Source organism: Yersinia similis, from assembly GCF_001053095.1.
GTDB lineage: Bacteria > Pseudomonadota > Gammaproteobacteria > Enterobacterales > Enterobacteriaceae > Yersinia > Yersinia similis.
In genome coordinates, this window is record NZ_CGBP01000006.1 from 146,516 (window position 1) to 158,655 (window position 12,140).

Genomic DNA, 12,140 nt, shown 5'->3' on the forward strand with positions numbered 1-12,140 from the left:
GTGAGATGAGTTGTAAATAACATGTAATTTTATTGATAAAAAGAATGGGATGAACTAAAACAAATGTATCACTCAACAGGTCAGACCTCTTACATCTCAGGAGCTTCATTATGATAGTTCTTAGCATTGTTGCCTTGCTGGTTCTTATTGGTGTGTTGTTCTATCACCGAGTGAACCTCTATCTCAGCAGTTTAATTCTTCTGGTCTACACCGCCGCTTTGGGCGCATCGCAGTTATGGTCATTCTGGGTATTATTACCACTGGTGATTATTCTGTTGCCGCTGACCCTAACGCCGCTGCGCAAGTCACTGTTTTCTGCGCCAGCATTACGGATTTTCCGTAGCGTCATGCCTGCCATGTCACGTACGGAAAAAGAAGCGATTGATGCAGGGACCACCTGGTGGGAAGGTGATCTATTCCGAGGGGCTCCTGACTGGAAAAAATTACACAACTATCCAAAACCGCAACTAACCGCCGAAGAGCAAGCCTTTATCGATGGGCCAGTTGAAGAAGCCTGCCGTATGGCTAATGACTTCCAGATAACCCATGAACTGGCTGATTTGCCACCAGAATTATGGGCTTACCTGAAAGAAAAACGCTTCTTCGCGATGATCATTAAGAAAGAATATGGTGGCCTTGAGTTCTCCGCTTATGCTCAAGCCCGCGTGTTACAGAAACTAGCCGGGGTCTCAGGTATTCTGGCCATCACCGTTGGCGTGCCAAACTCCCTTGGCCCAGGTGAATTACTGCAACATTACGGCACTGAAGAGCAAAAAAATCATTATCTGCCAAGATTAGCCCGGGGTGACGAGATCCCTTGCTTTGCACTGACCAGCCCGGAAGCCGGTTCTGATGCCGGTGCTATCCCTGATGTTGGTATTGTCTGTATGGGCGAGTGGCAAGGTAAACAGATTCTCGGCATGCGCCTGACCTGGAACAAACGCTATATTACGCTGGCACCCATCGCGACAGTTCTGGGACTGGCATTCAAATTATCTGACCCCGATCACTTGCTGGGCGATACGGTAGACTTGGGGATTACCTGTGCCCTGATCCCAACCCGCACCCCAGGGGTGGAGATCGGGCATCGTCACTTCCCGCTCAATATACCGTTCCAAAATGGCCCCACCCGAGGTAAGGATATCTTTGTCCCCATTGATTACATCATCGGCGGCCCTCAAATGGCCGGTCAAGGTTGGCGGATGCTGGTGGAATGTCTGTCGGTGGGGCGTGGAATCACCTTGCCTTCCAATGCCACTGGTAGCCTGAAAAGTGTGGCGATGGGGATCGGTGCTTACGCTTATATTCGCCGTCAGTTCAAAATCTCCATCGGTAAGATGGAAGGGATTGAAGAGCCACTGGCGCGGATCGCCGGTAACACTTATGTGATGGATGCAGCAGCAACCTTAATCACCAGCGGCATTATGATGGGCGAGAAACCGGCCGTCTTATCTGCCATTGTTAAATATCACTGTACACACCGTGGTCAACGCGCCGTGATGGATGCCATGGATATCGCCGGTGGTAAAGGGATCTGCCTTGGCCCTGCCAACTTTGTGGCCCGTGGTTATCAGGGCGCACCCATCGGTATCACCGTCGAAGGCGCAAATATTCTGACCCGCAGTATGATTATCTTTGGTCAGGGAGCCATCCGTTGCCATCCGTTTGTTCTGGATGAGATGGCGGCGGCACAATCCAATGACGTTGCCGCTTTCGATAAAGCTCTGTTTGGTCATCTGGGCCACGTCGGTAGCAGTAAGGTTCGTAGTTTCTGGCTGGGCCTGACCAATGGCCGTACCAGTGCAGCACCAGTCAAAGACAGCACCCGTCGTTATTATCAACAGCTAAACCGTCTGAGCGCTAACTTGGCCTTGCTGTCTGATATTTCAATGGGCGTGCTGGGCGGTAGCCTGAAGCGTCGCGAACGTATCTCTGCCCGTTTAGGCGATATCCTCAGCCAATTGTATTTGGCATCTGCCACACTGAAACGCTATGAAGATGAAGGCCGTCAGAAAGAGGACTTGCCACTGGTACATTGGGGAGTACAAGATGCTCTGTATCAGGCCGAACAAGCACTGGATGACTTACTGCGTAACTTCCCGAATAGCTTTATTGCTGGATTGATGCGCGTCGTAGTCTTCCCATTTGGCCGTGTACATCGGGCACCGTCCGATCATCTGGATCACCAGTTGGCGCAATTGCTGCAAGTTCCATCAGCCACCCGTAGCCGTATTGGCCGTGGTCAATACCTGACGCCAAGTGAATTTAACCCGGTAGGGTTATTGGAAGCGGCTTTACTGGATGTGATTGCCGCAGAACCGATCCACAAGCGCCTGAGTAAAGAAGCGGGTAAGAGCCTGCCCTTTACTTGCTTGGATCAGTTAGCTAAACAAGCCTTGGCAGAAGGTAAAATCAGCGCCGAAGAGGCCGCGTTGCTGACTAAAGCAGAAAACAGCCGTCTGCGTTCTATTAATGTGGATGAGTTTGACGCCAGCGCCTTGGCAGCAAACACCGTAGCCACAGAACCAGCTAAACAGCAGCAAACTGAAGCCGCATGATGTATCCAGCTTATTTATAATCAGTATAGAAATAATCAACTAAGCCTCCGATTAAGGAGGCTTAGTTTTATGTTTAATAAAAAAACACTTAATTCAGCAATTATTTCATCTGGTTATCTGATAAATATGCCCAAAATAATTTGAGGTGCAGGAAGGCCGCAACTCAGTGCATCACGAGGGGCTTACATCAGTAAGTGACTGGGGGGAGCGAAGGCAGCCAACGCACATGCAACTTGAAGTCTGACGAATATAAAATGGCAGTAATTGCACTACCCGCTCATTTAGACGATGTAATTTACGCATGTTCTGCCAGAAATCCTCTTGGTTCATCTTATAAACTGAACAGACCCACTCCTCCGTAGCCCCTTCAACCAGATGCCGGTGCAGTGCCGCCCGCAGCGAGATTTTAGTCACTTTGGCAATATCCATTAATAGCGTCAATTGCACCTCATCGACCTCTCCTGGGGAAATTCGCCCTCGGAACAACTCACAGGGTGAGCACTGGGCGCTCGCCGAGAGTAACGACTGCCCCTGCTGTAAATAACTGGCGACAGCATCTGATTCATAATAGTGGCTGAAATAGAGCAGCCTAAGTGCCGTCTGCCGTAATATTTGGCTGATTTCCGATTGCGTAATGCGCCCCATCAATAACAGGCGCAAACCCTGCACCCCGAGTAATCGCTGTAAAGTGGCGCGCACATTTTTATCGATGAGATTCTCATCCCATAACATGCGGTTACTGACATCAGATAAGCTAAAACCACATCCCAATAAATAGATAGCGCAGGCAGTTCGCCAAAACTGCCGCCTCAATGTGATGTGCTGTAAAATGCCGATCGGGATATCGGCAACCAAACGATGAAGTTCTTCCCCCTCCGCGGGATCCTCACATGCAGTTGTGGCCTGCCATTTCAGCATACTAATTCACATCCTGATGGCCGTTATCCAGCAAGGCACGAACGATCTGCCCGAATTGCTCGGGTTTACCGGTAAACAGCACATTATCGGGTTGAGTTTGTAACAACTGACGGCGTAGACCATTGCGCCAGTTTGTATCCGTAATTAACTGTACCGTCGCCGTAATATATTGCTCCACATTATGTGTAATCAGTTCTTCAGCCAAACCCAGACGGCGAAATAGCCCTTCATCAATATGCTCATGGACTTCCTCCCCACTCAGACAAACACCAGGCAACCCCTGCCGCACCGTATCGACGATGCCATTGGTATTGCCGAAAGGAAACGGATTAATAAACAGATCGCACTGATTAATTACCTGTAAATAACTCTGATAATTTAAGTGTTCATAAACTTTGGCTGAAGTAACAATCTCATTAACCGCTTTTTCCATAACCCGATGAGTTATACCCCAGCAAAAACCAACCAGAAAATGAAATACGACGGGCAACGGCGCTCGCAAGGCTATTTCTGCACAGGCGGCTAAAAAACGAGGGTTAATTTTCATCGCTGAAGCACAAACGGCAATATGTACCGTTTCGCGCTGAATAAATTGCTGTATGGGTTCCGGTTGAGTGATATTGGCTGGCGGCACATAAGGTAGGCAATCTTTAGGTAAAGAAACCACCTTCTCGGAGAAGCACGCGATATCGCCCAAATAATCCTCCTCCACCAACACGGCATCAATATAGTCAGAATGGGTGGTTGCCGGGTGGCCTAACGCCATCACTTGCAAGGGAGCCAGTCGTAAATTAGTCAACGCTACCGTCATCGGGAACATCCCCACACTGGGAAAATAAATGACATCCGGGCGTAACTGTTGTGCCAGCGCCATAATCGTTTCGACCGCCCCCGCTCGGCTAACCTCAGTGAAATCATCAAATACTTTTCGGGTAATATCATCTGTTGCCTCTGCAATCGCCACGCCATGAGTCGAAAACTGCTCACGAGCTGCCCGCAGAGTACTGGAGTGCGTTCGATAGATAGAATGACCACTGTTAAACCACTCTAAAATCACTAACATCAATGGTTTGCTACGCAATGGTGGCAGTTCATTCATATCAGATAATCCATTTTTGAGCATGGTTTTACGTAAATGAAAATTAATACTTCGCTTTATGGTGTGTTTTTTCGCCATGTCGGCATAACTGCAATGCATATACACATCATGCAAAATACGCTCAGGTAACCCCTCAAGACTGATCAGTGTTAAGAGTTTTTCAGGTAACCACGCCAATAAAGTCTCACGCTTTTCATGCCCCGCCGCACTCGGCAAAATTCGGGGGGATAATAAAGCCAGAAATAATGCGGCTGTTGCCTGCGGATTAAATTGCCATAATATATCCGGTTGCAGCGGAATACCTGATTCGGGTAAATACATCACACAAAATTTAAGGAAGTTATTTCGCTCGAATCGCAACGGGTGTGAGCACCCTTCTCCGGCTTCATTAAGGTTAGTGATCACATGATCAGCGTGACCAAAAGTCGATGCTGCAAAAATCAACGCAATCCAACGGTGGAAGTTGATTAGCTGAAGAAAACCTGTTTCTGAAATCACAAACCCGGGATCAGAAAATAAGCATCCGATAGCAGCAGCCAAGCGATTACAATAATATTCTTGTTGCTGTATTGGCTGTTTATTCAGAGAAAAAACATCCCAGCGCCCATATTGGGTATCTAGCTTCTCCAACATCAGTATCAATAATCTGCCCGCATCTTCATAACGCCGGGTACAGACCAAAAACTCAAAGTGAGGCAATGAAAACGCAACTGATGCCTCTACCACTGGTGTTAATTCTACTGATTTACCCGCCATTACCCGATCTCCCTATCAGCTCAGGGCTTACCCTCTATTTAGCCAAGCCCCGCTGTATCGTTAATAGTATTAAATTAATATACCCAAAATAATTCGAGTTGCAGGAAGACGGCCAACGCTCATGCAGCTTGAAGTATGGCGGGTATAACGTGTTTTACTTCTTGACCATCATGGGGAGATGGGGTTGCCCCTTGTCTAAAATATACTTATCGCAAGGTTCATGTTCAGAGGCCTCACTCAGAGGGAGACAAACCATAATTCCGGTAACGCCCGCCGCACTTTGCTCCGATTCATTGACAACAGATGAAGATAAATCACGCCCTTCAAGGGTACTCAAGATATGGTTTCGCGCCATTATCAACATGTCTAGATCCTCTCTTTTCTGATATGGGATTAACGTCGAGGTCTGTTCTGTATTTTTCTCATCATCGGTTGATGCTGGGGGCAATACAGGGTCAGTAACCGGTGGTAAAGGTGTATATTTACCCCTTGTCGGGTTATCACTTTCACGTGCCTTACTGTCTTCTGGCTGGGTCTTATCAATCGGTTTACCATTAATAGTCACGTGCTCACCGATGGTTTCAGGCAATGCTATAAATACTGGCGGTTTATATGAGCCGGTCCCTCCTCCGATAACGATGTCATTAAGTAACGCACTTTCATCGAGGAAAACACCGTGGCTATTATCTGAATGACCATTGATTTCGCCGCCACTGACAGCCCCATTAATATGTACGCCGTGGCCATCATCAGACGTTTTGCCATTAATCGTAGTATTGCCGTTATTGATTAATGAGCCATTAATCTCTACCCCATGACCGTCAGTGGCGTTGCCGCTCAGGGAGGTGTTATCAAGGGTATGATTGCCGGCCAGTTGCACCCCGGTGCCTTCCTCACCACGGGCATTGCCGCTGACCGTTAGCGGATCATCCGCACCGCCGCCGCTCAGGGTAACGTCTTTACCCACGTCGATGCCGGTGCCGTTGACCGTGTCGCCCTGCACCGCACTGCCGTGATTGCCGGACAGATTGGCCGCCAGATCGACCCCCTGGCCCTCGTTGCTGTTGCCATGGAGCGTGGCGTTATCCAGCGTGGTCTCGCCATCGACGTGGATCCCTGCGCCGCTGTCGGAAGTGCCGTTAACCGTGCCGCCGGTGATCGCGCCCTCAAGTTGCACGCCGTCACCTTTTTCAGCTTTACCGGCGAGGGTGGTATTGCCGCTATTGGTCAGCGGGCCGGTGATATCCACACCGGTGCCGTCAGTGGCGTTGCCGCTCAGCGTGGTGTTATCAAGGGTATTATTGCCGCCCAGTTGTACGCCGGTGCCTTTTTCACCACTGGCATTGCCGGTAATGGCCAATAGATCGTCTGCCCCACCACCAATGAGGTCGGGATCTTGGCTGATAGCCACCCCAACACCATTAACGGTTACACCATGTACTGCGCTGCCATTGCTGCCAGTCAGATCTGCGGTGATATTCACCCCCGCACCATCAGTACTGCTGCCGTTCAACGTAGCGTTATCGAGTGTGCTTTCGCCATCCACCTTGATACCGCTCGCCCCTGTGGAGGTGCCATTGACCGTGCCACCGGTGATCACGCCATCCAACTGCACACCGTCGCCATTATCCGCCAGGCCAGTGATCACGGTAGATCCATTATTGGTCAGCGGACCGGTGATATCGATACCGGTGCCATCGGTGGCATTACCGCTCAATGTCGTATTGTCGAGGGTGTTATTACCACCCAATGTTACGCCACTGCCTTTTTCACCAGTCGCATTACCGTTGACGGCCAACAGATCATCGGCACTACCGCCGGTAAGAATGACATCTTTATCAATAACGACACCCGTGCCATTGACCACATCACCCTGCACGGAGCTCCCCTTACTGCCCACTACATTGGCACCGATTTCAATGCCTTTACCCTCCGTACTATTACCTATCAGTGCCGTATTGCTAAGCACACTCTCGCCATCGACTTTAACCCCGCTGCCGTTGGTCGACATGCCGTTGATGCGGCTGTTTTCAAGTGATCCATTGATTTGCACACCAATGCCATTCGCCGACGTACCGTTAACCACACTATCACTTAGCGAACCATTGACCTGTGCACCGATCCCCAAACCAGAAGCAGTGCCATTTAGGATCACATTCCCTTGGTTAGCTAGTGGGCCCGTGATATCCAAAGCGATACCATCAACCGCAGAGCTATTTAAACTGGTATTACTTAAATCATTATTACCATTGAGTTTTATTCCGGTGCCAGTGCCTGTTGTCGCCATACCTTGTAGAATCAATAAGTCAGCTTCACTGGTCCCGGTAACGTTTAAGTTTTCGCCAATATCAATGCCATAACCGATACCATCAGTGGTGCCATTAACAAAACTCTGATGAATACCTTTTATATCACTGGTGACCTCCACCCCGTTGCCATTAGTACTGCTACCATTGAGCGAGGCATTATCCAGCACAGCATGGGTGGTAACACTAGAACCAGGTAGCGAATCAACTTTGATGCCGCTGCTATTAATTGATCTCCCGATCAGTACAGTATCAGTGATATTGGCATTACCACTGATGCGTAGACCTTCGGCTTGGGTTGAAATGCCAGTCACATTAATACGATTAATTTGATGCTCGCCACTGAATAAATGGACCCCTGTGCCATCGGTGCTGGCTCCTTCAATAGTGACAGGGCCAGTACTGTTATTCACTACGCCGGAAATAGCGACCCCGCCGCCTGTAACACTACTACCTTTAATGAGCGTATCACCCTCACCATTTAATACTATCGTATCATTACTGGTAGGGAAGTTAATGCCGGTACCGCTGGTTGACCGCCCCTCCATTATTAAAGAACCATTATTATTGATCGTTAATTTTTTGGGGCTGGTATAAGTTATACCATTACCACCTGCGGTAACTTGTGCGCCTTTATTTTCACCGAGGAAAAATAATTTGCTGCCTTTAGCAATATTAAGTGTATTGGCACCACTAAAATCAATCCCTCTGCGTGTTGCACCGGTGCCTTCTGTCTCGCCTTGAAATGTGGCATTCCCTTCAACAGATAAGCTACTATTGGCTCTAAACCCAACGCCTGAACCCAGTATCGTATTCAATGCTTTACCGGTTACCGAGCTATTTTGGGCTTTTATACTGATATTACCCCCCAAACTTAATGCTGAACTTAATGTAGTCGGTAAAGCAGCCTGTGTTTCAGAATAAACGGTAATGTTACCCGCTCGGGCATTCAGTGCCACATCAGTAAAATAGACATTTCTCGCCCCCTTTGATGAACCATTAATATTAATATCATTATCAGTTGATGTAAGGTTAGTATTTATCAGATAAACTGATGCTAGCGTAGCAATACCCGAGTTAGTCTTACCGCTTAAGGTAATATTCCCTTGCGCTATAATATTATTACGTGAACTCTCTGAATTCCCTTGAATAAGGAGCCCCTCACCATCACCGATGTCACCCCCCGTGGTCACTCCCACCAGATTAATATCTTTTTTAGCATTTAAAGTAGTATTGGATTTAATCACCCCCCCTTCTTTTTTTGATGTTCCATTGGCAGTAATATTACCCGTTGTTGCAGTAATATTAGAATCACGTATCGCCCATCCAGCAGACCCCGTCGAATTAGACTCAACATTAATCTCATTTGCGGTAAGATTAACATTGGCCAACGCTATACCTCTGAAACCATTGCTATTTAGCGTGAAATTTCCGCTTTTAGTTTCAATATTAGCTTCAGCAATACCAATGCCTCCACCTGAAACATTGCTAGAACTAATGACTGTTATTGATATATCGTTTCCAGCAGTGATATTGACTTTATTAGATGAGGTTCCAAGGATTGTGATTGCCTCCACAGATGGTGCAGCGGTAATAGCAACTAATGATATATTCTGACCCGCACTCACCCTACTATTTTCTTTGACAGTAAAGGATTTATCATTGGGAGCATTTAAGTTGGTTTTAATATCATTTTTAGCCGTAAGAATGGTGTTCACCAACACCACCGCATCATTAGCACTAATATTGCCATTCATTGAAATATTGTTAGCAGTTATAGTGGCATTATTAAAAGGACTACCTTTCACCCCACTAATATTTAAATCAAAGTCTCCATTCTTAGCTATTATATTGGCGTAATCTACAGAAACAGTGCTCCCAATCTCTTTCCCTTCATTAACCGCGATCAGAGAGATGTTACCATCAGCGGTAATATTGACATTGTTACTACTGGAATTACCGCTGATCTTTATTGCATCAGCACCCGGATAGGCCGAATTAGTCGTCACACCATGCAGATTAACATTACCACTGGCGTTTAAATTGGTTTTACCTGAGATCCAAATGCCTTTATTGATGGTAGTAGCATTGGCATTAATATCACCGGAGGTTGCGGTAACATTACTATCTCTTAGTAAAAAACCATCAGCTCCAGTGACATTGACTGCAAATTTAACATCCTTAGCACTGAGCTGCGAATTATTGACCTGAAGCCCATAAGCATTCTGAACAACAATATTGCCATTTATATCAAATAAAATACTGCCAGACTTTGACAAAACACTGCCATTAACAAAGTTCACTCCACCTGACGACCTCCCCGCCCCTTGGAATGTGATATTCTTATCACTGGTAATTGTTGCATTAGTGAATGACCCCATCCATGAAACATTGGAGTTAGACCTCATCGAAAAAGTCATATTTCCCACACCCGTCAAGGTCGAATTATTTGATATATCAATACCACGCCATCCTTGCCCACGGCTGTTACTACTCACGCCGGAGATGACGGTTTCGCCAGCGACGCTAATATTAGCCGCATTACTGATATTCACCCCAACTTGTGAGGCTAATGCGGTATTTCCATCCAAGGTGAAATTGCCAACATCATATCGCCCGCCCAGTAAGCTAATACGTGCCGTATTATTATCATTGGCATGTTTAGCTACAAGATCACCACCATTTAATAGCACTTGGCTATTATTCAGCGTGATGGAAGAATCCGCAGTAGTATTTCCTGCTAATAAATTTAAATTTAACTTTCCAGCATCAGCGGTAATATTATTATTAACCACTATATTACCGTCAGCATGTAACGTCAGCGTCGCATCGCCTCCAGCGGTTTTAGTGATATCGGCTTGTACGGTTATATTGCACCACTGACACCCTGATAAACTGGCGTTGCTGGTCGTTACCGTGACATTAGTGCCACTATTAAGTTGAGTATTAATACTACTATTGAGGATCTGAGCAGTATTGCTCGTTGGAATAAAAACATGGGCATTGGAAACAACCCCAGTGGGTATATTACCCGTCTCAGTCATCACACCACTCTGTGCGCCACTACCAACAATCGTCACCTCCGCAGGATCCAATAACCAATGGCCAGCATCACCACGTTCCGCACTGGCATTCACTTGCCCAAAAGCTTGTAAATTGCGTTGACTAGATGTTTCGACCAGACCGCCATCGCCCGATTGAGGCCCGCCCCTGGCTCGGATATTACCGTGAAAACCGGTGTAATCCCCAGACCATAAAACCGCAGTTCCTCCCGGCCCACTATGAGATGCCGAAACATCAATACTACTGCCTTTTTCCATCACTACAGCCGTGGCATTTTTGATCTGATTATCTTTGCCTTGCCAGCCCCCCCCCACTAAGACAGTGCCACCGCCTGCAGTGCCCTTCGCTTCAATGTTACTGTTTTTATTCAGATAAATATGTTTCCCTTCAACAACCGCACGTCCTCCACGCCCCTGCTGATTGTTAACATTGATGGTCCCCATCTGGCTGACAACCCCCTCACCACCGCCATCAAGATGAATAACACCATTTTTCGCTGACAACCCTTTAGCTTGCAGGATCCCGGTATTATCAATCACCGTATCCATCAGCATATCTTTACCCTTAGCCGTCAGTTGGATCACACCGCCATCAGCCTGAATTAGTCCACCATTTTGAATCAATGCAGCAACGGTTTCTCCCTGAATCCGTACACCTAATAAATTCCCATGATCCAGATTCAAGGTCACGCTGTGGCCGACTGCCAGCACAGTTTTCCCTTGTGGGGTGGTGATAGACCCTGAACGCTGGTTATCAATCCGGTTACCTACCAGTGCGATATACCCCCCTGGAGCTGAGCGTAAATTCGCCTGATTAATAATATCGCCTTCACGCTCGCCCCCAATCAGGCTGTAATCACCAGACTGGAAGCCCGGATTTGACATATATTTCGTGCTCGCCACCAACCCACCGACATCAACCTGAGCCTCTTTACCAAACAGTATCCCGCGAGGGTTAAGCAAGAAGATCTGACCATTTGCCTGTAAGCGGCCATAGATTTGCGATGCGCTCTGCCCTTGCACCTGATTCAATGCAATACTCTGACTATCCGGCTGGGCATAAATGACACTGTGCCCATGCGCGATATCAAAGCTGGCCCAATTAATCGCTAACTTATCCGTTTGCTGTGTCACGGTAAGCGTATTGCTTTGCTGATCCAGCATTCCTTGCCCGATGACGATATGACCATTAACCGGTAACACAGGATGGGCCAGAACCAACAAGGGAAATGTGCCAAGCGCCAAGCCCGTCATCATCGCCAAACGGCTCAAGATACCAACGGCCCGGCGGTGATTATTACCCGATTGACCGCCCTTCGACGACAAGGCTCGGCCATATGATCGGGTAAATTCTCCCACGGCAATTAAGCAACCCAGCCGACGACAAAAAATAAGTTTGTACAATTTACTGTTCATTATGCGCATCCATTAAATCTGACAA

The 12,140-nt window shown here is 47.5% G+C and carries 4 protein-coding genes; 1 reads left to right on the forward strand and 3 read right to left on the reverse strand.

All coding sequences use genetic code 11. From position 1 onward, the window contains the following. The first annotated feature begins 110 nt into the window (after positions 1-110). Positions 111-2,558: an acyl-CoA dehydrogenase FadE gene (fadE, locus tag AC971_RS06965; protein WP_025382770.1), complete on the forward strand. Its 2,448-nt coding sequence runs from the start codon at positions 111-113 to the stop codon at positions 2,556-2,558. A 171-nt stretch (positions 2,559-2,729) separates the two neighbouring features. On the opposite strand, the gene AC971_RS06970 is transcribed toward fadE, so the two are convergent. The 3 genes from AC971_RS06970 to AC971_RS06980 form a co-directional block, all read right to left on the reverse strand. After that, complete coding sequence (locus AC971_RS06970) at positions 2,730-3,476, reverse strand: PapB/FocB family fimbrial expression transcriptional regulator (RefSeq protein ID WP_025382769.1); 747 nt, start codon at positions 3,474-3,476, stop codon at positions 2,730-2,732. Between the two features lies 1 nt (position 3,477). Continuing rightward, entirely contained in the window at positions 3,478-5,331 is a 1,854-nt protein-coding gene (locus AC971_RS06975; protein ID WP_025382768.1) for a hypothetical protein, read from the reverse strand. Positions 5,332-5,485: 154 nt separating this feature from the next. Further along, on the reverse strand, positions 5,486-12,115 hold the full coding sequence (locus AC971_RS06980) for a two-partner secretion domain-containing protein (protein WP_082160200.1): 6,630 nt from the start codon (positions 12,113-12,115) through the stop codon (positions 5,486-5,488). Between the last annotated feature and the right edge of the window lie 25 nt (positions 12,116-12,140).